Genomic DNA, 24251 nt, shown 5'->3' with positions numbered 1-24251 from the left:
GCGGCACCGCAGCACCGGAATTGGAGGTCGTCATGCCCAAATGGGAACTCACGCCGGTCAGTCCGCGCAGTGTCGCCCTGGCACTGCCCGAACGGGTGGTCACCAACAAGGAGTTGTGCGCTTCGCTCGACACCACGCCCGAGTGGATCGAGGAGAAGACGGGAATCAAGGAGCGCCGCTTCCTCGACCCCGAGGAGACCGTGGCCGACCTCGCGGTCGAGGCCGCTGAGAAGGCGCTGGCCACGGCCAGTGTGCAGGCCGCCGCGATCGATGTGCTCGTCGTGGCGTGCACGACGCCGGACTGGGTCATGCCCTCGCTCGGGGTGACCATCGCCGAGCGCCTCGGGATAGCGACTCCGCGCATCGTCGACCTCACCCAGCACGCCTGCGCGTCCACCGTGTACGGGATGTACATGGCCGCGAACCTGCTGCAGGAACCGGGCCTGGAGACGGCGTTGATCGTCTGCGCCGAGCGCGGCTCCGGCGGCACCGACCCGCAGGACCGCGTCACGCGCATCTTCTTCGGCGACGCCGCGGGGGCCGCCGTGCTGCGCAAGTCGGAAAGCCGTGACGGCCTGCTCAGCTACGACCTGGGCAACACCTACTCGGACGCCGTCCGGATGGCCACGCCCTGGCGCCTGAACCAGGAGGTGCCGGGATCCCCGACCCCGACACCGCTGACGCCGTATCTGCACATGGACGGCAGCGTGGTGCTTCGGGAGGCGATGACCCGGCTCCCGAAGTCCCTGAACGAGACGCTGTCTTCGGCCGGCGTCACGGTCGACGACGTGAACGGCTTCGCCCTGCACCAGGCGAGCGCCAAGCTGGTGCGGCAGATCGCGCGCACCGTCGGCGCCGACCTCAAGCGTGTCCCCATCACCGCGGACACGTTGGCCAACACGGCATCGGTCTCGCCGCTGACCTCGCTCTGGCGGGTGGCCCACGACGGCCTCGCCCGGCAGGGGGACCTGCTCGCCATCGGGGCGATCGGCGCCGGATTCCTCTACGGCGCGCTCTGCTTCCGCCTGCCCGAGGACCTGCTCGCCGCCGAGCTGTCCTGATGGCGGCCCGGCCCGGCCGGCACCACCGGGGCGCCGGCCGGGCCGGGGGCGGCAGGCCGTCGCGCGCCCACTCTCACCCGGCTCGCTCGAAGGGATGGACCGCATGAGGTTCTTCGTACGTCGCTGCGTCAAGGCGGCCTGGCGCAGCCTGGTGGCCTACGGCGCCACACAGATGGTGCCGCCGATCCACTGCCCCGGCCTGATCCTGCCCCCGCCGCTGAGCCCGCCGCCCGCGGGCGGCCCCGAACGGCTGGTCCCCGACGTGCCGTTGACCGACGTCGAGCGGTCCCTGGCCCAGGAACTCACACCGCCGACCGGCCGCCGTGCGGCGCCCTCGTGATGTCAGGCGGCTTGCTTCACGTGGCGGACCAGCCACATCAGCAGGGCGTCCAGGTCGGCGGCGGCCGAGAGGACCCGGTCGACCGCCTCGGGGGTGTGCAGCCACTCCTCGCAGCCGAGGGGACGGGCGGCGATCACCGAACGGTGGCGCAGCAGGTTCGTACGGGGAGTGGTTCGTCGGATAGCCGCGTGGGGGCGTTCAGGCGCCCTGGATCCGCAGGCCGTCCAGGGCGAACCGGAGACCGATCTCGATCTTGCGGCCGAGCCGGATCACCGCGCTCTGGTGCTGCCACCACCAGGAGTCGGTGCGGTAGTGCCAGACGGAGAAGTCCTCGTACCGGGGGTCGGCGTCCGCGACCTCATTGAGCAGGGCGATCATCGGCTGCCGGACCAGGCGTTCGCGGTCCGCGCGACAGCGCTCGCGGGTCGCGTGGCTCGGTTCGCCCTGGAGCCGGCCCGCACGCTGATGTGCACTATGCATATGACATGCATCATGCATACGCCGAGTACGATGCATCATGTGCGGCAGGGCCGGTGAGGGCAGCCCTGCCCTGTAAAGCGCCGGGAGTCGGAGGATGCCTCACATGGAAAAGCCCGTTGGCCGGGTCGAGTTCGAGACCATGCTGCTCGGGCGGCACTCGCACCTGTACAACCCCCGGACGCGCGCCACCGGCGGGCGCCTCGACCGCAGTGCGTACGTCGTGCTCAGCCGCATCCAGATGGACGGCCCGATGTCCATCGGCCAGCTCAGCGATGCCTTCGGCCTCGACGCATCCACCCTCAACCGGCAGACCGCGGCCATGCTGCGCGCCGGACTCGTCGAGCGCATCCCCGACCCCGACGGCGGCCTGGCCCGCAAGTTCCGCATCTCCGCCGAGGGCGAGCACCAACTCGACGCCGACCGCGCCGATTACACCGGAGGCCTGGAGAAGGTGTTCAGCGACTGGGCGCCGGAGGACGTGGCGGCCTTCGCCGACTACCTACAGCGCTTCAACGGCGACATCGAGCGGCTCGAAGGGCACCCCTGGCCGCGCCCTTGAGCCGGGAGTTTCCTACTTCTTGAGGGTCTCCATCGCCGTGCGCGTGTCGGTCTCCAGCATCTTCCGGACCTCGGTCTCCGTCGGCTGGGTGGCCTTGTCGTCCGGGGCACCGTAGGAGCTCCAGTGCATCTGGATCGTGAACCAGCCCTCGCGCACGGCGAGCGTCATGCTGGTGAGGGAGTCCTTGTCCGTGCCGCTCTTCTCGGTCACCAGGTACGCCTCGTCGCCGATGCCGCTCACGGCCTTCGTCGTGTAGCCGTACGTCTTCTGCGACTGGTCCTCGAACGCCTTCCACTCCGATGCGAACTCGCCCGCCGGGTCGGTCGCCTTGTGCCACCGGGCGGTGGAGTAGACGTACGTGCTCGCGTACGAGTCGGCGTCCGCCTCCGGGTCCTTGAGCTTGTGGCTGCAGTAGCTCTGGTCGAGCCCCTTCTGCCGGGAGCCGTAGTGCGTGGTCGCGGTGGAGTCCGTGTCGAGCTCGTACTCCTTCTGGAACGCCTTGAGCTTCGTGGCGTCGCAGAGGTTCTTCGTGTACTGGTGACCGGCGAAGTCCGCATCGCCGCCGCCCGAGCCGAGGTTGCCGGTGGCGAAGAGCGCCCCCGCCCACAGCGCCGACGCCACGACGACGCCCCCGAGCCCCCAGACCCACCCCGGCGTCGGTCTGCGCGGACCGGCCGGAGACGCCGGCGGGCCGCCCACGGGAGCCGGCGGCTGGCCATAGGGGCCCGGCTGCTGGGCGTACGGGCCTGGCTGCTGGCCGTAGGGCTGAGGCGACACCGCGCCCGGAGGCTGCTGGTACGGGTTCGGGTTCGGCTGGTACGGGCCCGGCTGCGGCGGGTTCGGTATCGACATAAGCGGCAATGTACAGCGGCCGGGCGGCCCTTCAAGACCGCCGGCCGCGGGCGCCGGAGCCCGGACGACCTGCGGCGGCACCTCTCAAGTAAGGTCACCCTTATCGACTCCTGGAGGCCTCCCCATGCCGCTGACCGCTCCCCCCGACGGGACCACCCGCCGGCCGCCCCGCATCGCACGTCCGCGGCCCGTCGAGCGCGCGTCCAGTGCCTGGGTGGAGCGGGCCGTGGAGCGGGGCGACTTCTGGGGAGCCGTGCGGGCGGCGGGCGGGGCGCCGATCGTCGAGCCCGATCCACAGGGCCATGCCGACCACCGCGTGGTGACCTTCCTCTGGCGGGGGAGCGAGGCGACGCGCGCAGTCCTCGTGCTGCCGAACAAGATCGTCGATCCGCGTGACCTCCCGCGCAATCTGATGGAGCGCGTACCGGGCACCGACATCTGGCACTGGTCGATCCGGATGCGCGCCGACTGGCGGGCCACGTACTCCCTCTGCGTGGACGAGGGCGGAGGGCCGCGGGAGCCGGGCGAGTACTGGGCCTGGCTGCGCGCCCTGCAGCAGGGCGACCCGCTGAACTCCCGGACCCTGACCCGGCGTTGGGGCGGCGATCCGGTCCCGTACGTCGAGCTGCCGGGCGCCCCGCGCGGCGACGACTGGCAGCGGCGCGATGGCGTCGCGCGCGGCACCGTGAGCACCCACACCGTCCGCAGCGAGCTGCTCGGCAACGAGCGCCCTGTGCATGTGTACGAGCCGCCGGGCGGCGGCGATGATCTGCCCGTTCTCGTCCTGACGGACGGCGAGATGTGGCAGCCGGGCCTCGATGTCGCCGCGCTCCTGGACAACCTCATCGCGGACGGCCGCATCCCGCCGCTGGTCGCGCTGCTTCCCGAGTCCCTGGACTCGGACCTGCGCTGGGCCGAACTCGCCTGCAACGAACGCTTCGTCGGGTTCCTCGAGCGCGAACTGCTGCCCTGGGCGGCCGGGCGCCTTCCGCTGACCGACGACCCGGCGCGCACCGTCGTCGCGGGCCAGAGCCTCGGCGGCCTCACCGCCGCCTACGCGGCCGTCGCCGCGCCGGGACGCTTCGGCCGGGTCCTCGCCCAGTCCGGGTCCTTCTGGTGGCCCGACGGCCCCGACCTCGACAGCTCCGAGTGGCTGACCGGCCGCATCGCCGCGAGCGAGCGGCTGCCCGTCCGGTTCTGGCTCTCGGCCGGTGAGCAGGAGTGGGTGGCACTCCCTGCCGTGCGCAGGCTGCGCGACACCCTGCGGGAGAAGGGGTACGACGACGCCGTGTACCGCGAGTACAACGGCGGGCACGACTACCTGTGCTGGCGCACCGAGTTGGCGGACGGGCTCGTGGGTCTTCTGGGTGCTCAGGCGGCGACCGCGACCGCCGCCGCGTAGCCCTCGGGGACGGTGGCCACGTCCTTCACCGTCCAGCCAGGCACCGGCGTCGGCGCGGGCCCCGTCCCCACAAGGAGTGCCGTCAATCCGTCACCGGCGAGACCCGCACCCGTTCCCTTGAGGCACGCCTCCTTGCGGGTCCAGCAGCGGGCGAAGGCGAGCGGCCGCTCCGGGGCCGGGAGCGCGGCCAGTTCGGCCCGCTCCCGGGGGTGCAGGGATGCCGCCACGTCGTCCACCGTGCTCGCCGCGGGCAGCAGCTCGATGTCGACGCCGACCGGGCGGTCCGCGAACGCGAGCAGGGCGAGGCCGCCCGTGTGCGACAGCGAGAAGTGCGGGCCCGCGCCCCCGGCCACGACGGGACGGCCGTGCGGGCCGCCGCATCCGGGGCACGGCAGACGCACGAACTCCACCGCCGCCGGTTCGACCGAGAGATACCTGCCGAGGTGCTGCCGCAGCGCGGTGTGCGCCGCGACGTACACCTCACGGTCCGCGGGGCGCCGCAACGCCGCCGCCCGGCGCCGCTCCTCGGCGTCGAGTACATCGAGGGCATCGAGTACGGAGACGTCGGTGTCCGGGAGCGGGGCCGGGCGTACGAGGTGGAGATCCGTCACGCGGGCGGATCCTGGAGGTGGGCCACGCAACGGCCGTACGGCTCGGGGCCGTACACCGTCCGCCATCCCTCGGGGGCCGGCCGGAACGCAGGCCACAGGGAGTGCTCGCCGAGCGCGTTCTCCAGGACCAGATGCGTCGGCTCGGCGGCGTCGTCGGGACCGGCCGCGTCGAAGGGGCCGGATGTGGTCGTCATGCGTGATCCAGCTCCTTGAGGCGGGTGGCGAGGACGGCGCAGATCTCGTCGAGACGCCGCGGCTGGGTCAACTCCGGGTGCAGACAGTCCACATCGTGGTTGTCGATCTCACCACTGATGTACGGCCCCCATGCCTCGCGCGTCAGCCAGTCCTCGGCGCGCGGCGCGGACGCCGTGAAGAACAGCGCGTCTCCGTCGAAGGCCCGGTGGTCGTGCTCGCGCATCAGGCGCGCGTTGTTGACCACGATGTCGATCACCGCGGTGAGCGTCCGGTCGGGAAGACCGGCCAGGGCGCTGCCCTCGCGGTGCAGCGTGGCGAGGACGTCGTCGCGGGTCAGCTCGTCCGTCCGGTCGTAACCGGCCATCCGGAGCAGCGCCGTCAGGGCGTCCGCCTCGGCCGGGACCGCCGAGTCGCGCCACTGGTCCGACGGATAGGCGTCGAGCAGAGCGAGCAACTCGACCTGCTCGCCCGCCTCTTGGAGCTGGACGGCGACGGTGTGCGCCAGGACGCCGCCCACCGACCAGCCGAGCAGCCGGTAGGGGCCCTGCGGCTGCACGCCGCGCAGGGCGTCCACGTACTCGGCCGCCATCTCCTCCATCGAGGACGGGAGTTGTCCCTCGCCGTGCAGTCCGTGCGCCTGCAGCCCGTACACCGGCTGGCCCGGATCGAGCCGCGAGAGCAGACCCGAGTAGCACCAGCTGATGCCGCCCGCGGGGTGGAACGCGAACAGCGGGGTGCGGTCGCCGCCCGCGCGCAGCGGGAGCAGCACGTCCAGGGCGTGATCGGCCTCGCCGCCGTCCGCGTCCAGGAGGGCGGCGAGCGCCGCCGGGGTCTGCGCCTGGAAGAGCGTGCCGATGGTGAGCTCGGTGCCCAGCGTGTCGCGGACCCTGGCGACGAGCCGGGCCGCGAGCAGCGAGGTGCCGCCAAGGTCGAAGAACACGTCGTCCACGCCCAGTTGGGGCACGCCGAGGATCTCCGCGAAAAGCCGGGTGAGGGTCTCCTCGCGGTGGCCGCTCGGCACCCGGCCGCCATCGGCGGACCCCTCGAAGGCGGGGGCGGGCAGCGCGCGCCGGTCCAGCTTGCCGTTCGGGCTGAGCGGGAAGTCGTCGAGGACCACGATCGCGCCCGGCACCATGTAGTCCGGCAGCGTCCGGGCGAGACGGATGCGCAGCGCCTCGGGGTCGGGGACTCCGGACCCGTCGGCCGTGACGTACCCGACGAGCCGCTGGTCGCCGGGACGGTCCTCGCGGACCAGGACACTGGCCGCGCTCACCGCCGGATCACCGGCCAACTCGGCCTCGATCTCGCCCAGTTCGATGCGCAGGCCGCGCAGCTTCACCTGGTGGTCGGTGCGGCCCAGGTACTCGATCTCGCCGTGCTCCGTCCAGCGCGCCAGGTCGCCCGTGCGGTACATACGGGTGCCTGCCGGGCCGTAGGGGTCGGCGACGAAACGGGACGCGGTCAGCTCGGGCCGGCCCAGGTACTCAGCTGCCAGCTGGGTGCCCGCGAGGAACAACTCGCCCTGGATGCCGGGTGGGCACGGCTGGAGCGCCGCGTCCAGGACGTAAAGGCGGGTGTTCCAGACCGGCTTGCCGATCGGCACCGGGCCCGTCGCGCCGGTCGCGCACGGGTGGTACGTCACATCGACGGCCGCCTCGGTCGGACCGTACAGATTGTGCAGCGGTACGCCGTCCAGGACGCGCCCGAAGTCGCGGACCGTCTCGCGCGGCAGCGCCTCGCCGCTGCAGAAGACATGCCGCAGGCCCGAGCAGTCCGCCGCGGCGGGTTCGGACAGGAACACCTGGAGCATCGACGGCACGAAGTGGCAGACGGTGACGGCCTGTTCGCGGATCACGCGGGCCAGATACGCCGGATCCTTGTGACCGCCCGGCTCGGCGACGACCAGCGTCGCGCCGACCCGCAGCGCCCAGAAGAACTCCCACACCGACACGTCGAAACCGGACGGCGTCTTCTGCAACACCCGGTCACCCGGGGCGAGTTCGTACTCGTGCTGCATCCAGCGCAGCCGGTTGTCGATCGCCGAGTGCGGCACCACGACGCCCTTGGGGCGGCCCGTCGAGCCGGAGGTGTAGATGACGTACGCCGGATGGTGCGGGGTGAGCGCGCGCGGCGGGTCGTAGCTCCCGTACGGCGTCGTGTCCAGGCGGTCGAGGGCGACGAGCGGAACGCCGGAAGCGGGCACCCGGTCGGCGCGGTCCGCGATCACGCAGGCGGGATCGGCGTCGCCCAGCATGTACGCGAGGCGGTCCGCCGGATAGTCCGGGTCGAGCGGCAGGTAGGCGCCGCCCGCCTTGAGCACGGCGAGGAGCGTGACCACCAGGTCGAGGGAGCGGGGCACCGCCACCGCGGCGAGCGCGCCGGGCCGTACGCCGATCTCGATCAGGTGGTGGGCGAGCCGGTTCGCTCGGGCGTTCAGCTCCGCGTAGGTCAGCTCCTGGTCGCCGAAGACGAGGGCGGTGGCGTCCGGGGTGCGGACCGTCTGGGCCTCGATCGGGCCGATCAGGGTGGTGGGCGGCACCGGGCGCGCGGTGGAGTTGAACTCCTCGACGACCAGGGCGAGTTCGGAGCGGCGCGCGATGGTGTGCTCGGCGAGCGGGGCATGCGGCTCGGCCTGTGAAAGGCGCTCCAGGAGCTCCATGAACCGCGCCTGGTGGACGCCGAGTTCGTCCGGCTCGTACAGGGCCGGATTGCCGTCGTAGTCGATGCGCAGGCCGCTGCCGTCCGCGCGGTCGTAGATGTTGACCGTGAGGTCGTCGACCGGGCCCGCCGACAGGTTGTGGGCGTCGGTGCGGGCGCCCGCGAAGGTCAGGCCGTAGTCGAACGGCATCACGTTGACCAGGGGGCCGACCAGCGACCGGCCATCGCCCAGGAGGCCCAGGTCGCGGCGGATGTCCTCGTAGCGGTAGCGCTGGTGGCGGCGGGCGGCGCGGATGCCGAGCACCACCTGCCGGGTCAGCTCGGCGAACGTCGCCTGCGGGGTGACGGTGAGCCGCAGCGGCAGCACGTTCATCACCATGCCGGGCACACGAAGCGCCACCGAACCCATCCGGCCCATCATCGGCAGGCCAAGGACCACCTCGGCGGAGCCGGTGGCCCGCGAGACGTACAGCGCCTGCGCGGCGACGAGCACCTCCGGCCACGTCGCCCGCATCGAGGTCCCCAACTCCCGCAGCCGCGCGGTCGCTTCGGGGGACAGGTGGGCGGTGCGGCGGTGGAAGGTGCGGGACGGCAGGGCGGTGCGCCCGGCCAGGTTCGGCGCGTCGGGGCGGTCGCAGAAGGCCTCGCCCCAGTGCCTGCGGTCCTTGTCGTACGTCTCGGAAGCGCGGTAGGCGGTGTCCTCGGCGACCAGGTCCGCGAGCCGCCCGAAGGGGCTGCTCGCCGGGGTCTCGCCCGCGGCGAGCGCGGTGTAGACGTCGGCGGTGCGGCGGGCGAGCAGCGAGTAGCCGAAGCCGTCCATCACGATGTGGTGCACCCGCTGGTACCACAGCCACCGCTCGTCGCCCACGCGGAACAGCGCGTGCGCGAACAGCGGCCCCGCCGCCAGGTCGAACGGCGTGGCGAGATCCTCACGCATCCACGCCCGCGCCTCGGCGTCCGGGTCCGCGGCGGCGCGCAGATCGCGCACCTTCAGCGGCAGCGTGGGGTCGGTGACCTCCAACTGGGCAGGCCCTTCGGCCCCTTCGATGATCCGTACGCGCAGGGCGTCGGCCTCGGACACGACCTGACGCAGCGCCTGAGCGAACAGCGCCGGGTCGATCGGCCCGTGGATCTCCAGACACTCGGCGGTGTTCTGGGCCGGGCTCCCGGGATCGAGGGCCTGGGCGAACCACATGCCCGACTGGGCAGCGGTGAGTCTCATGCCGAGGCTCCAAGAATCGGCGCCCAGGCCTCGATCGCGGGCTGCTCGGCCAAGTCGACGAAGGTGGCGGTGATCTCGTGCTCGCGGCGCCAGCGCTCGATGAGCGCCATGATGCGTACGGAGTCGAGGCCGTAGTCGACCAGGTTCTCGTCGACGGGTATGTCGGCCGGGTCCTCGCCGAGCACGTCCGCGACGTCGGCCCGGATGGTTTCCACGCTGAGCGCCATGTCAGATCCCCTTCAGAACCGCGTCGGTGGTGGTGACGACCGCGCAGCGGCCCGCCGCGTAGCGCAGCGCCATGTCGTGGTCCTCACGGGAGAAGTCGGCCACGGCGTCCGCGACGACGAACGCCTGCACGTCCCGCATCCACGCGTCGCAGGCCGTCATCAGGACGCCGATGTGCGCGTACACGCCGACGATCACGATCTGGTCCCGGCCCGCATCGCGCATCCGCTCCTCGAGGTCGGTGCGGACGTACGCGCTGTACTTCCACTTCGTGATCACTGTGTCGCCGGGCTCCGGCGCGACCGGGCCCGCGATCGCCTTCGCGTGCTCGTCGTCCGGAAGGCCAGGGCCCCAGAAGTCCTGCTGGAGACCCCGCTCTTCGGGCGACTGGCCGCCCGGCTGCGCCGAGTACAGGACGGGCATGCCGGCCGCGCGCGCCGCCTTCGCCAACTCGCCGACGTTGGTGAGGAGTTCGGTGGTCGGCGAGGTGTCGGGGGTGTACGCGGTCAGGAAGTGGTTCTGCAGGTCGTGGACGAGCAGCACCGCCCGCCGCGGGTCCACGGTCCACGCGACGCGGTTGTCGGGCAGCTCGTCGGATGCGGGCATCGGATACGGCGTGACGGCGGGGAGCGCCATGGTCGGTGGCCTTTCGGTGAAGCTCAGGAATGCTGGGTGGATCGGGGTGCTCCGTGCAGGGATCAGCTGTCCGGGGTCGCGGCGCTCGTCCGCTGGTCCTTCTTGCTGACCTTGCCGATGCCGGTCTGCGGGAAGGCGGTCACGAACTCGACCCGGTCGGGCACCTTGTACGCGGCGAGCCCCCGCTCGCGCACGAACTTCTTGATGGTGACCGGCTTGAGCGGTTCGGCGTCCGCGCGCGGGATGACATAGGCGAGGGTCCGCTCGCCCAGGTACTCGTCGGGGACGGCGACGACCGACACGTCGTGGACGTGCGGATGGCCGAGGATGATGTTCTCGACCTCCTCCGGCGCGATCTTCTCGCCGCCCCGGTTGATCTGGTCCTTCGCCCGGCCCTCGACCACCAGGTGGCCGGTGGGCGTGCGCCTGACGATGTCGCCCGTGCGGTAGAAGCCGTCGGCGGTGAACGAGCGGGCGTTGTGCTCGGGGGCGCGCCAGTAGCCGCGGATGGTGTACGGGCCGCGGGTCAGCAGATGGCCGGACTCGCCGTCGGGCACGTCCTGGTCGGAGTCGTCGACGACGCGGATCTCGTCGGCGGGGGAGATCGGCCGCCCCTGCGTGGTGACGATCGTCTCGGCCGGGTCGTCCAGGCGCGTGTAGTTGACAAGGCCCTCGGCCATTCCGAAGACCTGCTGCAGGGTGCAGCCGAGCGCGGGGGTGACCCGGCGGGCCGCCGCCTCGCTGAACTTCGCGCCGCCCACGAGCAGGACGTCGAGGCTGGAGATGTCGTACGCGGTGGTGCGTCCCGCGTCGGTCCACACCAGGGCGAGCGGCGGGACGAGACCGGTGATGGTCACCTTCTCCCGCTCGATGACCGGGAACGCGGTGTCCGGGTCGGGCTGCGGGCACATCACTACGCGGCCGCCCGCGTACAGCAGTCCCAGTGAACCCGGCGACGAGAGCGGGAAGTTGTGCGCGGCGGGCAGCGCGACCAGGTAGACGGACTCCTCGGTCACCCCGCAGAGTTCGTTGGAGCCCCACAGCGAGTACATGTAGTCGTCGTGGGTGCGGGGGATCAGCTTGGGCACGCCGGTGCTGCCGCCGGACAGCTGGAGGAAGGCGAGGTCGGACGGCGCGGGTCCGTCGATCTCCACCGGCTCGCACGGCACGTCGGACAGGGCCGTGTGCGCGGTGTCCTCACCGGGATCGCCCACCACGAACACGTCGCGCAGCGTGGGCACTTCGGCGCGGACCTTCGCCGCGAGGTCGCGGTGGTCGAAGCCGCCGACCCGGTCGGGGACGACGTAGGCGACGGCCTCGGTGAACTCGCAGAAGTAGTGGATCTCCGTCTCGCGGTGCGCGGGCAGCGCGAAGACCGGCAGGGCGCCGATCCGGAAGAGCGCGAAGACCACCTCGAAGAACTCGGCGACGTTCGGGAGCTGGACGACGACCCGGTCGCCCTTGGCGATGCCACGGGCCACGAATCCCGCGGCCAACCGGTCGGCGCGGACGTCGAGTTCGCCGTACGTCCAGTTGCGGTCCCCGTCGGTGATCGCGACCCGGTCCGGGTGTGCTTCGGCCCGCTCGCGGAGCATGCCGCCGAAGGTCTCGCCGCGCCAGTAACCGGCGGCGCGGTACCGCTCGGCGAACTCGTCGGGGATGCGCGGCGCGTCCACGCCACTGTGTGCCGTCGTCATCGGTCGACCCCCACCGCGTCCAGGAACGTACGGAACTTGGCGCCCGTCTCGGCCCGTTCGGCCTCGGGCGAGGAGTCGGCGACGACGCCCGCGCCCGCGAACAGCCGCAGCCGGCCGGTGCCGTCCGCGAGCTCTTCCGCCTCCGCGCAGCGGATCGTGACGACCCACTCGCCGTCACCCTGCGCGTCGCTCCATCCGACCATGCCGGTGTAGTGGCCGCGGTCGAAAGGCTCCAACTCGCCGATCACGCCGCGGGCGTGGCCGGTCGGGGTGCCGCAGACGGCCGGGGTCGGGTGCAGGGCGCAGGCCAGCTCAAGGGCGGAGGCGGCCGGGTCGGCGAGCTCGCCGGTGACGGTCGTCGACAGATGCCACATGGTCGCCGTGCGCACCAGCGTGGGCCGCTCGGGGACCTCCAGGTCGGTGCAGAACGGGGCGAGGGCCTTGTGCACGGCGTCCACGACGACCGCGTGCTCGTGCAGGTCCTTCGCCGATTCGAGCAGGGCGGCCGCACGGCGCACGTCCTCGGCCAGATCGGCCGAGCGCGGCGTCGAACCGGCGAGGGGGTTCGCGGTCAGGCGGTCCCCGTGCCGGGATACGAGCAGCTCGGGGCTTGCGCCGAGGAGGGTGCGGCCGGGGCCTGTGGGCACGGCGAAGGAGTAGCCGTGCGGGTCGCGGCGGGCCAGACGCTGCAGCATCGCGGGCAGGTCGAGCGGGCCCTCGGTGTCCAGCCGCAGGGTGCGGGCGAGCACGACCTTGTCGAACTCACCGCTCTTCATGCGCCGTACGGCCGCCTCGACCGAGGCGGCGTACTCCTCGCCCGAAGGGACCTCGCGCACCTGCCAGCCGCCGGCCGTGGCGGGCGGCGGGGTGGGCAGGGCGACCAGCGGATCGGTGCGCAGGGCGGGCGCCCAGCGCACCGCTTCGGGCACGCTCAGCACGGCGGGCGCGGCCGGGTCGAAGGGGATGGAGCCCACCACGACCGGGGCCTGGTTGCCCGCGAGCCGCTGCGCCTGGAGAGTGGCGGCGACCCGCTCGGTCAACGGCCGCTCGTCGTGCGGGACTTCGGCGGCCGAGCCGTGGGCGAGGAGCGTGCGGGTGGGGGACGCGAAGAACCGGGTGTCGCCCGGCTGATAGGCGTCGAGCAGTGCGGTGGCCGCGCCGACGGCCCCGGGGGTGTGGGGGGCGGCGAGCGCTACCGCGTCATGGGCGGGTGTCACGGGTGACTCCTCGTCAAGTCTCGTCAGTCTCGTGAAAGTCTCGTCAAGTAGGGGAGGGCGGCGCGGCGTTCAGGCGCGCAGGGTGGCGCCGCCGTCCACGTACAGGTCGTGCAGGGTGATGTGCCGGGCCCGGTCGGAGACCAGGAAGGCGACGGCGTCGGCGATGTCGGCGGGGTCCGCGATCCGGCCGAGCGGAATGCCGACCCGGTACGAGGCGGAGTCGCCGTTGATGACGCGGTCGGCGGCCTCGGCGTGGTCGACCGTCCACAGCTGCCGCTGCATATCGGTGTCGGTGGAGCCGGGCGACACGACGTTGCAGCGCACGCCGTCGCGGGCGACCTCCAGGCCGAGACACTTGGTGAACATGGTGGCCGCCGCCTTGGACGCGGCGTACGCGGCCATCTGGGTGCGGGGCACCCCGGCCGCGTTCGAGCCCACCGTCACGATGGAGCCCTTGCCCCGTACGGTCATCCGGCGGGCCGCGGCGCGCGCCGTGTGGAAGACGCCGTTCGTGTTGACCGCGAAGGTCTCGGCCCAGTCGGCGTCGGAGAGTTCGACCACCGGGGCGGGGCGCAGCACGCCCGCCACATTGACGAGGATGTCCAACGGCCCTGCCGTGCGCTCGACTTCGTCGACGGCCGCGTCCACGGCGGCCGCGTCGGTGACGTCGAGGACGAGTCCTGTGATGCCCGAGCCCGCCTCCTGCAGCTTGACGTCGGGCGACCGGTCGGCGGCCACGACCCGCGCGCCGCGTTCGGCGAGCGCGCGGGCCACGGCCCTGCCGATGCCCCGGTTCGCGCCGGTGACAAGGGCGACCCGTCCGGAAAGCTCCGACTCCGCTATGCCGGAGGTCACTTGGCCATCGCCTTCTCTATGTCACCGAGGACCGAGACGGCGGCCTGCGCGCCACCGAGGCTGGTCCACTTCGAGCCGTCGATCTCGGTGACGTGGCCCTTCTTGACCGCGTCGAGCTCCTTGTACGCGGCCTTGCCCTTCAGCTCCTTGAAGAGGTCGGCGTCCGGGCCCTTGGAGGCGAGCGTGCCGATGAACAGCCAGTCGGCGTCGATCTGCTTCAGGTCCTCGTCGCTGAGCGGCGTGGAGTGGCCCTGGCCCTTGTCGTTCTGGATGCCGGGCCGCTTGAAGTCGAGGTCCTTCAGGACGTCGGAGATGAACACGCCCTGCTGCATGACGGCGGTGCCCTTGGCGGAGTAGCGGGCCACGGAGACGCTGGAGCCCGCCTTGTCGCCGAGCTTCTTCTTCAGGGCGGCGGCCTTGGTGTCGTAGTCCTTGAGGAACGCGGTGGCCTCGTTGGACTTGCCGAGCACCTTGCCGGTGAGCTCCAGGGACTTCTTCCAGTCCTTGTTCTTGTCGATGGTGACGACCGTCGGCGCGATCGCCTTGAGCTGCTTGAGCACTTGCTGGTCGGCGAGCTGCCCGGCGAGGATGACGTCCGGCTTGGCCTGAAGCACCTTCTCGATGTCGGGTCCGGTGACCGCGCCCACGACCGGGATGCCCTTGGCCTGGTCGGCCAGGTACTCGGGGGCGCCCTTCTGGCCGCGGCCCGCGGAGAGGCCGACCGGCTTGACGTCCAGGGCGAGGGAGGAGTCCAGGTCCATCTCGCTCAGCGCGATGACCTTCTCCGGATTGGCCGGAACCTTTACCTCCGCACCGGTGGCGTCGGTGACCGTGACGTCCTTCGCGGCGTTCTTCGCCTTGTCGCCCGAGCCGGAGCCGGAGTCGTCGGACGAGTCCGAACCGCAGGCGGAGAGCGTGAGCGCGGAGGCGATGGCGAGGGCTGCTACCGCGGTCAGCCGGGTGCGCGGGATGTGGTTCGAGGACATGTCCGTGATCTCCATGCTTCAGTCGCCCGGGGGGTCAATCCGGACGTAAGGGATATCTCTTGCCGCGTCAGGGCATGACGAACTGGCCCTGAGGGAACAGGGAGTTCGCCCGCACCCCGACTCGGGGCGCAAGGTCAAGGTTAGGTTAGGCTAAGTTCATGTTGGTTGCGCAAGGGGGGCAGGTCCCAACGTCCGGATCCAGACCTCCGATACCGGACTTGGCCAAGAATCACCGCCCCACGCTGTGGGCGGCCGCCGCCCTGCTCGCCCTGCTCCTGCTGCTCGGCCTGCTGTCTCTGCTGGTCGGGTCGGGTTCGACGCCGATGGGCCGCGCCTGGGACTTCCTGATGGGGGATCCGTCCGCGCGGGCCGACGGCCAGATCCGGCTCGCGGTCATGGACGTACGCCTTCCGCGTACGCTCGCCGGCCTCCTGGTCGGCATCGCGCTCGGCGCGGCGGGCTGCCTGCTGCAGGCCGTCACCCGCAATCCGCTCGCCGAGACGGGACTCCTGGGGGTCAACTCCGGGGCGGCGCTGGGTGTGGTGATCGGCCTCACCTACTTCGAGGTGACCTCGGCGTACGGCGTCCTGGTGTGGGCGCTGGTCGGCGGCATGGCCGCGAGCGCGGTGGTGCTGCTGCTCGCCGCGTCAGGACGGGCCGCGGGCTCGCCCCTTCGCCTCGTCCTGGCCGGGTCGGCGCTCGGCGCGACGTTCCACGGCATGACGTCGTACGTCCTGCTCGGCACGCAGTCGACCTTCGACACCTACCGCTACTGGACCATCGGTTCGCTCGCCGGCATCAAGACGTCCGAGACGTACCCGCTGATCCCCGTGATCGCGGTCGGCCTCGTCATCGCCTTCTGCTGCGTACGGCCGCTGTCGGCGCTCGCCCTCGGCGACGACAGCGCACGGTCGCTCGGTCACCACCCCGGCCGCATCCGCCTGATCGTCGCGGCGGCGGTCACGCTGCTCGCCGGATCGGCGGTCGCCCTCGCGGGACCGATCGCCTTCCTCGGCCTGCTGGCCCCGTACGCCGCACGGGCCGTCACCGGACCGCGGATCGCGGGCCAGTTGGTCATCTCCGCGCTCGTCGCGGCCAATGTCATGATCGTCGCCGACCTACTGGCCCGCGTCGTCATCCGCCCCTGGGAGACCCCGGTGAGCGTCCTTCTCGCCTTCATCGGCGGCCCGTTGCTGATCTGGATCGCGCGGTCCCGGCGGATGTCGACGGCGGGGGTGGGCGCGTGAGTGCCGAGCGCATACCCGAGGGCGCGGCGGGCTCGGCGCCCGACGGGGCATCGGATTCCGTGCGGGACCGTGCCGCGGACGCCATACCAGGGCGCGCGTCGTACCGCGCGCCTGACTCGGCGTCGGGCGGCTCGCAGGGCTCAGCGTCGGGCGGCTCGCAGGGCTCAGCGTCGGGCGGCTCGCCGGGCTCAGCAGCCGGTGCCGTACCCGGTGCCGAGGCCGGCGGCCTGCCGGATTCCGTTCACAGCCGCGCGCAGCACCCCGCCGACGTGACCCCGCCCGACTCCACGGCGGTCCGCGTAGGGACCTTCTCCTGGCTGTTCCCCTACCGCAGCGCCCTGGCCGCCGTCGGCCTCACGCTGCTCATCGCGGTGGTCGTCTCCCTGGCCACCTTTGCCAGTTCGACGGGGATGAGCTTCTCCGACAGCCTCTCCGGGCTGCTCGGAACCGGCGACTCCGCCACCGTGATGCTGGTCCAGGATTTCCGCCTTCCGCGCATCGCCGTGGGCCTCATGGTCGGTGCGGCGCTCGGCATCGCCGGGTGCCTCACCCAGACCCTGGCCGGCAACCGGCTCGCCACACCGGACATCATCGGCGTCAACGAGGGCGCCACCGCAGCCGTCGTCGCCTCCGTCGTCGGCTCGTCCACCGGGATGATCGGCGACTGGTGGCTCGGCCCGCTGGGCGCCGCCGCCGCGGCCATGGTCGTCGTCGCCTGCGCGGGCGGCGCGGGTAGCGGCGGCTACCGGATCCTCGTCGTGGGCATCGGCGTCTCCACCGTCATCGGCGCGGTCACCGACCTCGTGATGTCCCGCGAGAACGACAACACCGCGGGCGGCGTCTTCCTCTGGACGGTCGGCTCGCTCAACGGCCGTGACTGGAGCGTCGGTACGCCCCTAGCGCTCACCCTGCTCATCCTGGTCCCGCTGGCCCTGGTGGCAGGCAGCCGCCTCCAACTCCTCCGCTTCGACGACGACATGGCGGCCACCCTCGGCGTCAACGTCCGCCGGGTGCGCGCCGCGACCCTCGCGCTCGCCGTCGCCCTGTCCGGTGCGGCCGTCGGCATCGGCGGCCCGATCGCTTTCGTCGCACTCGCCGCACCAGTCGTCGCAACGCGGCTGAGCGGCCCCACCCGCGTACCCGTCATCGGCTCGGCCCTGGTCGGCGCGGCCCTCGTGGGCGGCGCCGACGCGCTCGGCCGGGTCATCGCGCCCGTGGAGATCCCGGTCGGCGTCGTCACCAGCGTGCTCGGCGGACCCTTCCTCCTGTGGGTCCTCTTCGGCAAGAACTCCCAGCAGCAGAGCGGAAAGGCCTGAACCCCGTGCAACTGACCGTCGAGGCGCTCACCTCCGGCTATCCAGGGCACACCGCCGTGGACGGCGTCGACCTGACCGTCCCCAGCGGACAGGTCGCCGCGATCGTCGGCCCCAACGGCTGCGGCAAGTCGACGCTCCTTCGCTCCATCTCCCGCCTCCACAAGCCGAGTTCGGGCACCGTACGCGCCGGGGACGAGGACGTCTGGCAGCTCACGCAGCGCCGCGCGGCCCACCGCATCGCGCTCCTCGCCCAGTCCCCGCAGGCGCCGGAGGCGGTCACCGTCGCCGGGCTCGTCCGCTACGGCCGCCACCCCCACCAGGGCCTCTTCCGCCAGTGGTCGCGGGAGGACGAGACGGCCGTACGCGACGCGCTCGAAGCGACCGGCACCACTGCCCTCGCCACGCGCCGCCTCGACCACCTCTCCGGCGGCCAGCGCCAGCGCTGCTGGCTCGCCATGGTCCTCGCCCAGCAGACCCCGATCGTGCTGCTCGACGAGCCGACCAGCGCGCTCGACCTCGGCCACGCGGTCGAAGTCCTGTCCCTGGTAAGGGAGGTGGCCGCCGCGGGCCGCACGGTCGTCATGGTCCTGCACGACCTGGCGAGCGCCGCGCGTTACGCCGACACCGTGATCGCCATGAACGCGGGCAAGGTCGTCGCCGACGGCCCGGCCCGCGAGGTGGTGACCGCCGCCCTGGTCAAGGAGCTGTACGGAATCGACGCGGACATCCTTCAGGCACCGGGCGACGGTTCCCCGGTGGTGGTGCCGACGGCGACCGCGAAGGCGGACACGAAGACGGACACGAAGGTCACGACGACCGGCTGACGGCTCATATCGCGAGATCCGCGACTGTCACGACCGGCGTGATCGTGACGATCTGCGCGACCGGCGCGACCGGCGCGACCGTCACGCCGACCGCGCCGCCGCGAAGTCCGCCGCCGTCCACGCAAGCCCCACCGCCCCGTCGACCATGGCCTCTTCGGCGGCGGGCGTGCCGGCCGCCGCGGCGAACTCCGGCTGGTGCGGGGCGCAGCCGCCGCCGCTGATGTCGAGCACCGGGTGGATCGACGGCACGATGTGCGACACATTGCCCATGTCCGTGGAGGCGAACGGCTCGCGCTGCTGGGGCTCGGGGCGCCCGAGTGCCCGGGCGTTGGCCGTCCACAGTGCGGTCAGCGCCGCATCGGACCGGAAGTCGAGGTAGTCCGGCGCGGGCTGCTCCAGATCCAGCGCGCACCCGGCGGCGAGCGCACCCGCACGGAAACAGTCCGCCACCCGCTCGCGCAGCTCCCGCAACTCCTCGACGGACGGCGTCCGCAGCGCGTACGCCGCGCTCGCCCGCTCGGGAATGGCGTTGAGCGCAGTCCCGGCTTCGGTGGTGATCCCGTGCACCTTCCACTCGCCCGGCAGCTGCTGCCTCAGCAGCCCGAGCGCCACCTGCGCCACGGTCAGCGCGTCCGCCGCGTTCCGCCCGTCCTGCGGGTTGAGCGTGGCGTGCGCGGACTTCCCCGTGTACGTCGCCGAGAGCGCCCCCATCGCGTACGAACGGAAGTCGGCCACCTCGAACGGACAGGTATGGATCATCATCGCCGCGTCGACCCCGTCGAAGGCACCGGCGTCGATCAGCAGCGCCTTGCCGGCCCCGCTCTCCTCCGCAGGGGTCCCCAACACGCGGACGGTGAGCCCCAGTTCATCGGTGAACGGCGCAAGGCCGAGCGCGGCCCCGACCCCTGCCGCCGCGATCAGATTGTGACCGCAGGCATGCCCCATCCCCGGCAGCGCGTCGTACTCGCAGGCCAGCGCGACGGTCACCGGACCCGACCCCACGGTCGCCTCGAAGGCGGTCTCGAGCCCGTACGCGGGAGCGGTCACCGCGAAGCCGTGCGCGCGCAGCACATCGGCACACCATCCGGCGGCCCGCCGCTCCTCGAAGGCGATCTCCGGATGGCCGTGGATCCGCCGGCTGAGTCCGACCAGCTCTTCGCGCACCTCGCCGATCCGCGCCCGGATCCCCGCCTTGACCTGGTCCGCGCCGCCTGCCACGTCGTCTCCTCGCCGTTTCTGTCCGCTCGTGCCGGAACACCGGAACAGCTTAAGGGGGCTCAGTTCGCGAGCGTGGTCGTCAGGTGCGGCCCCGGCCGACACTCATGGGTCAGAAAAACTTGTCAACCGCGCGTGGGTTCTGGGGTTCGTGTTGCATATAACCATCATGGGACAGTTACGGGGAACGATGAGCAGGCTGAGGACACAGGGGTACCAGCCTGAGCAAGGCGATCCGCCGCAGGAGATCCGTGATCATCTTGGGACGTACGGATACGGCGTGCTGCGGGACCTGATCCGTTCGAGGCAGATCTATGAACGATGCGCTGCCAAGGGCCGCCCCGTCAGCCCGACCTCCGCCGACCTGGAAGTTCTGCGCCTTTCGCCCGACGAACGCCATGTCCTGGCCTGCGAGACTCTCCTCGCCGTACTGGAAGACCTGGACAAGGTGTGGTCCACCTGGGATGTACGGAAGGGAGCGGCACTGGAGACGTACTTCGTGGGCAGGCTGGTCCTGTACTTCCCGGCGGTCTTCCGCAAGTGGCAGCGGACCCGCCGACGCCTGCTTCTCCCGCACGACGCCGACGTGGCCGCGCTGTCCGTCAAGGTCACCCAGGCCGACCCCGCCCTCGGCGTCGTGGCCCGCGACGCGCTGGAGCGGGCGCTGCGGACGGCCGGGTCCGAAGTCCGCGCCGTGCTCGGGCTTGTGGCCGCCGGTTACCCGCACAGCGAGATCGCCGAGCGCCTCCGGATCAGTGAGCGAGCCGTCGAGGGACGGCTCTATCGCTTCCGCAGGCAGATCCGGAACGGCCGCGTGGGCCAGGACCTGAAAGACGTCTTCCGGGAGCAGACCGCTCTGCGCGTACGACAGAGGTGACGGCCCGCGTGCGACCAGCCGAGTGCCGCGCACATCCTGATGGCTCCTCGGGGGCCGGTGGCCCGTGCGCCCATCAGGCCACGAACCCGGCAGGTGCACCAGGCCGAGCCGCTTCGCGGTCGCGCAAGCGCGAGCCCGGTGCACCTGCCGGAACCGTGGCGGATGGTGCCCACGGGCCACCGGCCCCCGAGGAGGAACCATGGACCGGCGCACGACGGCGAGGCCGAGACCGAGACCGGCGAGGCATCCGCCGCCCGCAGACACAGTTCGTATGAGCGCAAGCGATCCCGAAGTCGCATGACTGACTCGCCCATATCGATACCTTCCCGAAGCCCCGCCTCCAGCAGGCGGGGCTTCGTGGTTTTCCGATCCTGTGCGCATGGCCCGATGGCCGTCCGCACTCCTCGACACGTCCCGGAGGGAATCCGATGAGCTCCAAGACCACGCCACCGCCCGCCCCGCCGTTCTTCGAACTGCGCATCGGCGGAATGCGTGTGACGATCCAGCAGGTGCCGTACCGCCTGGTGGCCCTTGCCGCCGCTGTCGTGGGCCCGCTCGCGGGCGCGAGCTGGTTCGCCCGATGACGTGCCCCGCGGCCGGAGGGGCAGACGTGTCGGACGGCCCAGACGGGTCACACCGGCAGCAGACGCCCGATCAGCGCGCTGAGCTGCCGCGCGTTGCGGCACTCGTACATCTCGACGAGTTCGGCGTAGGTGCCGGCCACCGAGTCGCCGGTCTGCCACAGGGCGCGGCGTTCGGGGTTGAGCCAGTAGACCTTCCGGGCGCGCGACGCGATGTCGCGCAGGGCGTGGACATTCGGGTCGCTCATGTTCGTGCGGGCGTCGCCGAGGATGAAGACCGTGCTGCGCGGGGTGATCACCCGCGTATGGCACTCGGCGAACTCGCCGAGCGATGTGCCGTAGTCGCTGCCCCCGTGATAGCGCGTCACGGCGGCCGCCGAGATGATGCGGGTGCTCAGGCCCTCGGGGTCGGCCGAGCCGCGCGCGATGAGGTCGGTCACCTCGTCGACGCGGTTGACGAAGGCGAACACCCGCACCTTGCTGAACTGGTCGTGCAGCGCCTGCACCAGCAGCATCGTGAAGTTGGCGAAGCCCGCCACCGAGCCGGATACGTCGCAGAGGAGGACCAGTTCGGGTCGGGCGGGGCGCCGGCGGCGCAGGACCGGACGCATCGGGACGCCGCCCGTGGACAGGGAGCCGCGCAGCGTGCGGCGCAGGTCGATCCGGCCGCGGGCCGCACGGCGGCGGCGCGCGGCGAGACGGGTGGCCAGCTTGCGGGCCAGCGGCTGCACCGTCCTGCGGAGTTCGTCGAGCTGGGCGCGGCCCGCGATCAGGAAGTCGACGCGGTCGGCGGTCGGGGCGATCGCCCGCCGCGCGATCTGGTCCGCGCCGCGCCGCTCGGCCACCCTGCGGCGCGCCTCGCCGCCCACGAGCGCGCGGAAGTCCTCGATACGGCGGCGGATCTCGTCGGCTTCGATGCGGTCGGTGAACCCGGAATCGGCGGACCCGGAATCGGCGGAGCCCTCGCGGATGGCGGCCAGTACGCGCGCCAGGAGCGTCTCCGGGCGCAGGCGCTGGAGCGTCTGGTGCGACGACCAGCCGTCCGAACCGCCGCCGGAGCCGCCGGAGCCCTCCGAACCGCCGGAGCCACCGGACCCGTTCGTCCCCGGACGCGTGCCGTACGCGCCCATGCCGTCCACCGCCTCCGCCGCCAACCGGGCAAGCAGCGCCCGGTCGTTGGCGGCGAGCGCGGCGGCGAGGCGGTCGCGCAGATCGTCCCGGTCGAAGTCCCGCCCGGAGCCGTCCCGCCCGGAGCCGTCGCGTCCATCGGGAGCCCCGACACCGCGCGGAAAGTACAGGTCGAAGACCGGATCGAAGACCGGGCGCTGCCCTTCGCTGTGCAGCAGCGCCGCCGCGAGGCCCTCGCGCACCCGCTCCCGGTCGCTCAGGCCCAGGGCCTCGACAGCCTGCCCGGCGTCCACCGTCTCGCCCGTGCCGATCCGGATGCCGTGCGAGCGCAGTGCCTGGACGAGGGCCGTCAGACGCTCCGGGACGCCGGTCGGGGACGGCGCGTTCACACGTCGTCCAGGTCCAGCTTGGCCGCCGCCTTCAGCACGTCGTCCTGGTGCTTGAGCACGACGCCGAGACTGTCGCGTACGACGTCCTCGTCCAGGGAGTCGGCGCCCAGGGCGAGCAGGGTGCGGGCCCAGTCGATGGTCTCCGCGACCGAGGGCACCTTGCGCAGGTCCATCGCGCGCAGCGCGCCGACCACCCGCACCACGGACCGGGCGAGCGTCTCGTCGAGCCCCGGCACCTTCAGGCGTACGATGCGGCGCTCCAACTCCTCCTCGGGGAAGCCGATGTGCAGGAAGAGGCAGCGGCGGCGCAGCGCCTCGGAAAGCTCGCGGCTCGCGTTCGAGGTGAGGACGGTGAACGGGCGCCGCGTCGCGGTGATCGTGCCCAGTTCGGGGACGGTGACCTGGAAGTCGCTGAGGACCTCCAGAAGCAGCCCCTCCACCTCGACGTCCGCTTTGTCGGTCTCGTCGATCAGGAGGACCTTGGGGTCGTCGCCGCGGATGGCGGTGAGCAGCGGGCGCGGGAGCAGGAACTCCTCGCTGAAGATGTCCGTGCGCGTCTCGTCCCACGACTCGTCGCGCCCCGCGGTGATGCGCAGGAGCTGCTTGGCGTGGTTCCACTCGTACAGGGCGCGGGACTCGTCCACGCCCTCGTAGCACTGGAGCCGCACGAGCGTCGCGTCCGCGACTTCCGCGACCGCCTTGGCCAGCTCGGTCTTTCCGACGCCCGCCGGTCCTTCCACGAGCAGCGGCTTGCCCAGGCGGTCGGCGAGGAAGACGGTCGTGGCGACGGCGGTCGACGCCAGATACCCCGTCTCGGCGAGCCGCTCGGCGACATCGTCCACGGATGTGAAGAGCAACGGAGCCTCCGGATGGGCACTGGGCACTGGGCACTGGGCACTGGGCACTGGGCACTGGGCGCTGGGCAACGGGCACTGGGCACGGAACGACGCGATGACTCCCGCCACTTGATCAGCCTCCCGGCCCCCTCCACAACGGGGACGCCGAGTTTGCGTCGTACGTCACGTGGCGCCGCGCACCGGCCGCGGGCTGCTGGGTCTTGTCCTGAGACCCACCGGGGCCCGGGCGTCCTTCTTGCATCCCCTCGTATCCTTGCGGCATGAGGCGGACCTCCTTTGCCGACTGGCCCTGCTCCATCGCCCGCACCATGGACCTGCTGGGCGACTGGTGGACTCCGCTGGTGCTGCGCGAGGCGTTCTACGGCATCAAACGCTTCGACGCCTTCCAGCAGGAGCTCGGCATCGCGCGCAACACGCTGACCGACCGGCTGCGCCGCCTGGTCGACGAGGGCCTGATGGAAAAGCGCGCTTACCAGAGCGAGCCGGTGCGCTTCGACTACGTACTCACCGAGAAGGGCCGCGACTTCTTCGGCGTACTCGCCGCGATGAACAGCTGGGGCAACCGCTGGCTGAGCGGCGACGAGGGGCCGCCGGTCGTCTTCCACCACGACCGCTGCGGGCACGAGGCCGCCGCCGAGGTGGTCTGCGCCCACTGCAAGGAGCCGATGACGGCCGCGGACACCCGCCCGCGCATCGGCCCCGGCTACCCGGCACGTCTTGCCGAACGGCCGGACATCCAGGAGCGCTTCAGCCACTGAACGTCCTCCCCGCACCCTGCCCCGCACACTCTTGACGAGTGAGTCTATCTACGCAACTCTCGT

General features: G+C 72.0%; 25 protein-coding genes. 10 read left to right on the top strand and 15 right to left on the bottom strand.

The genetic code is table 11. The annotated features are described in order from the left end of the window. Positions 1 to 32 precede the first annotated feature (32 nt). Both AB0O76_RS23010 and AB0O76_RS23005 read left to right on the top strand, forming a co-directional pair. A complete protein-coding gene (locus AB0O76_RS23010; RefSeq protein WP_365494262.1) occupies positions 33 to 1061 on the top strand; it encodes a ketoacyl-ACP synthase III in 1029 nt (342 codons plus the stop codon). A gap of 94 nt (positions 1062 to 1155) precedes the next feature. Next, positions 1156 to 1401, top strand: a complete 246-nt coding sequence (locus AB0O76_RS23005; RefSeq protein WP_365494259.1) for a DUF6059 family protein — start codon at positions 1156 to 1158, stop codon at positions 1399 to 1401. Between the two features lie 2 nt (positions 1402 to 1403). Here the strand turns inward: AB0O76_RS23005 and AB0O76_RS23000 are convergent, their stop codons facing one another. Beyond that, positions 1404 to 1538, bottom strand: coding sequence for a hypothetical protein (locus AB0O76_RS23000; RefSeq protein WP_365494256.1), 135 nt, complete (start codon positions 1536 to 1538; stop codon positions 1404 to 1406). A 61-nt stretch (positions 1539 to 1599) separates the two neighbouring features. Beyond that, positions 1600 to 1881: a hypothetical protein gene (locus tag AB0O76_RS22995; RefSeq protein WP_365494253.1), complete on the bottom strand. Its 282-nt coding sequence runs from the start codon at positions 1879 to 1881 to the stop codon at positions 1600 to 1602. 103 nt (positions 1882 to 1984) lie between these two features. On the opposite strand from AB0O76_RS22995, the gene AB0O76_RS22990 reads away from it, so the two are divergent. Next, positions 1985 to 2440: a MarR family transcriptional regulator gene (locus AB0O76_RS22990; protein ID WP_365494251.1), complete on the top strand. Its 456-nt coding sequence runs from the start codon at positions 1985 to 1987 to the stop codon at positions 2438 to 2440. Positions 2441 to 2452: 12 nt separating this feature from the next. Here AB0O76_RS22990 and AB0O76_RS22985 read toward each other — a convergent pair whose 3' ends face one another. After that, a complete protein-coding gene (locus tag AB0O76_RS22985) occupies positions 2453 to 3292 on the bottom strand; it encodes a hypothetical protein (RefSeq protein ID WP_365494249.1) in 840 nt (279 codons plus the stop codon). Between the two features lie 124 nt (positions 3293 to 3416). Between AB0O76_RS22985 and fes the strand changes: the two genes are divergently transcribed. After that, positions 3417 to 4694 (top strand): enterochelin esterase, encoded by a 1278-nt coding sequence (gene fes / locus AB0O76_RS22980; protein ID WP_365494246.1) that lies wholly within the window; start codon positions 3417 to 3419, stop codon positions 4692 to 4694. Here fes and AB0O76_RS22975 read toward each other — a convergent pair. The 9 genes from AB0O76_RS22975 to AB0O76_RS22935 all read right to left on the bottom strand — a co-directional run bounded on the left by AB0O76_RS22975 (position 4664) and on the right by AB0O76_RS22935 (position 14996). After that, a complete protein-coding gene (locus AB0O76_RS22975) occupies positions 4664 to 5305 on the bottom strand; it encodes a 4'-phosphopantetheinyl transferase superfamily protein (RefSeq protein WP_365494243.1) in 642 nt (213 codons plus the stop codon). The genes fes and AB0O76_RS22975 overlap by 31 nt on opposite strands. Next, complete coding sequence (locus tag AB0O76_RS22970) at positions 5302 to 5499, bottom strand: MbtH family NRPS accessory protein (protein ID WP_365494240.1); 198 nt, start codon at positions 5497 to 5499, stop codon at positions 5302 to 5304. Before AB0O76_RS22970 ends, AB0O76_RS22975 begins: the two co-directional genes overlap by 4 nt. Continuing rightward, on the bottom strand, positions 5496 to 9380 hold the full coding sequence (locus AB0O76_RS22965) for an amino acid adenylation domain-containing protein (protein WP_365494237.1): 3885 nt from the start codon (positions 9378 to 9380) through the stop codon (positions 5496 to 5498). The genes AB0O76_RS22970 and AB0O76_RS22965 overlap by 4 nt, the downstream gene beginning before the upstream one ends. Then, a complete protein-coding gene (locus tag AB0O76_RS22960) occupies positions 9377 to 9607 on the bottom strand; it encodes a phosphopantetheine-binding protein (RefSeq protein ID WP_360764079.1) in 231 nt (76 codons plus the stop codon). The genes AB0O76_RS22965 and AB0O76_RS22960 overlap by 4 nt, the downstream gene beginning before the upstream one ends. Position 9608: 1 nt before the next feature. Continuing rightward, complete coding sequence (locus AB0O76_RS22955) at positions 9609 to 10241, bottom strand: isochorismatase family protein (RefSeq protein ID WP_365494234.1); 633 nt, start codon at positions 10239 to 10241, stop codon at positions 9609 to 9611. A 62-nt stretch (positions 10242 to 10303) separates the two neighbouring features. Beyond that, a complete protein-coding gene (locus AB0O76_RS22950; protein ID WP_365494231.1) occupies positions 10304 to 11938 on the bottom strand; it encodes a (2,3-dihydroxybenzoyl)adenylate synthase in 1635 nt (544 codons plus the stop codon). Further along, entirely contained in the window at positions 11935 to 13155 is a 1221-nt protein-coding gene (gene dhbC, locus AB0O76_RS22945; protein WP_365494228.1) for an isochorismate synthase DhbC, read from the bottom strand. The genes AB0O76_RS22950 and dhbC overlap by 4 nt, the downstream gene beginning before the upstream one ends. Before the next feature lie 69 nt (positions 13156 to 13224). Continuing rightward, positions 13225 to 14010, bottom strand: a complete 786-nt coding sequence (locus tag AB0O76_RS22940; RefSeq protein WP_365494225.1) for a 2,3-dihydro-2,3-dihydroxybenzoate dehydrogenase — start codon at positions 14008 to 14010, stop codon at positions 13225 to 13227. Beyond that, positions 14007 to 14996: an iron-siderophore ABC transporter substrate-binding protein gene (locus AB0O76_RS22935; RefSeq protein ID WP_365494222.1), complete on the bottom strand. Its 990-nt coding sequence runs from the start codon at positions 14994 to 14996 to the stop codon at positions 14007 to 14009. Before AB0O76_RS22935 ends, AB0O76_RS22940 begins: the two co-directional genes overlap by 4 nt. A 218-nt stretch (positions 14997 to 15214) precedes the next feature. Here AB0O76_RS22935 and AB0O76_RS22930 point away from each other — a divergent pair, with 218 nt between their 5' ends. The 3 genes from AB0O76_RS22930 (at position 15215) to AB0O76_RS22920 (ending at position 18383) form a co-directional block, all read left to right on the top strand. After that, on the top strand, positions 15215 to 16243 hold the full coding sequence (locus tag AB0O76_RS22930) for an iron ABC transporter permease (protein ID WP_365494219.1): 1029 nt from the start codon (positions 15215 to 15217) through the stop codon (positions 16241 to 16243). 227 nt (positions 16244 to 16470) lie between these two features. Next, positions 16471 to 17559, top strand: a complete 1089-nt coding sequence (locus AB0O76_RS22925; protein WP_365494459.1) for an iron ABC transporter permease — start codon at positions 16471 to 16473, stop codon at positions 17557 to 17559. Positions 17560 to 17564: 5 nt separating this feature from the next. After that, positions 17565 to 18383, top strand: a complete 819-nt coding sequence (locus AB0O76_RS22920) for an ABC transporter ATP-binding protein (protein WP_365494216.1) — start codon at positions 17565 to 17567, stop codon at positions 18381 to 18383. 81 nt (positions 18384 to 18464) lie between these two features. Here the strand turns inward: AB0O76_RS22920 and AB0O76_RS22915 are convergent, their stop codons facing one another. Continuing rightward, positions 18465 to 19568, bottom strand: a complete 1104-nt coding sequence (locus AB0O76_RS22915; protein WP_365494456.1) for an amidohydrolase — start codon at positions 19566 to 19568, stop codon at positions 18465 to 18467. A 220-nt stretch (positions 19569 to 19788) separates the two neighbouring features. Between AB0O76_RS22915 and AB0O76_RS22910 the strand changes: the two genes are divergently transcribed. Together AB0O76_RS22910 and AB0O76_RS22905 are read left to right on the top strand one after the other, a co-directional pair. Then, complete coding sequence (locus AB0O76_RS22910; protein WP_365494213.1) at positions 19789 to 20475, top strand: hypothetical protein; 687 nt, start codon at positions 19789 to 19791, stop codon at positions 20473 to 20475. A gap of 428 nt (positions 20476 to 20903) precedes the next feature. Then, positions 20904 to 21059: a hypothetical protein gene (locus AB0O76_RS22905; RefSeq protein WP_360764061.1), complete on the top strand. Its 156-nt coding sequence runs from the start codon at positions 20904 to 20906 to the stop codon at positions 21057 to 21059. A gap of 47 nt (positions 21060 to 21106) precedes the next feature. On the opposite strand, the gene AB0O76_RS22900 is transcribed toward AB0O76_RS22905, so the two are convergent. Both AB0O76_RS22900 and AB0O76_RS22895 read right to left on the bottom strand, forming a co-directional pair. Further along, the gene (locus AB0O76_RS22900; protein WP_365494210.1) at positions 21107 to 22573 is read right to left on the bottom strand and encodes a VWA domain-containing protein; all 1467 of its coding nucleotides are present in this window, start codon (positions 22571 to 22573) and stop codon (positions 21107 to 21109) included. Continuing rightward, on the bottom strand, positions 22570 to 23430 hold the full coding sequence (locus tag AB0O76_RS22895; RefSeq protein ID WP_365494207.1) for a MoxR family ATPase: 861 nt from the start codon (positions 23428 to 23430) through the stop codon (positions 22570 to 22572). The genes AB0O76_RS22900 and AB0O76_RS22895 overlap by 4 nt, the downstream gene beginning before the upstream one ends. 260 nt (positions 23431 to 23690) lie before the next feature. Between AB0O76_RS22895 and AB0O76_RS22890 the strand changes: the two genes are divergently transcribed. Next, complete coding sequence (locus tag AB0O76_RS22890; RefSeq protein WP_365494205.1) at positions 23691 to 24188, top strand: helix-turn-helix domain-containing protein; 498 nt, start codon at positions 23691 to 23693, stop codon at positions 24186 to 24188. Positions 24189 to 24251: the final 63 nt, after the last annotated feature.

Origin of the sequence: Streptomyces sp. NPDC086554, assembly GCF_040686095.1 — a bacterium.
Classification (GTDB): domain Bacteria; phylum Actinomycetota; class Actinomycetes; order Streptomycetales; family Streptomycetaceae; genus Streptomyces.
This window is presented reverse-complemented; position numbering and strand designations above follow the sequence as displayed.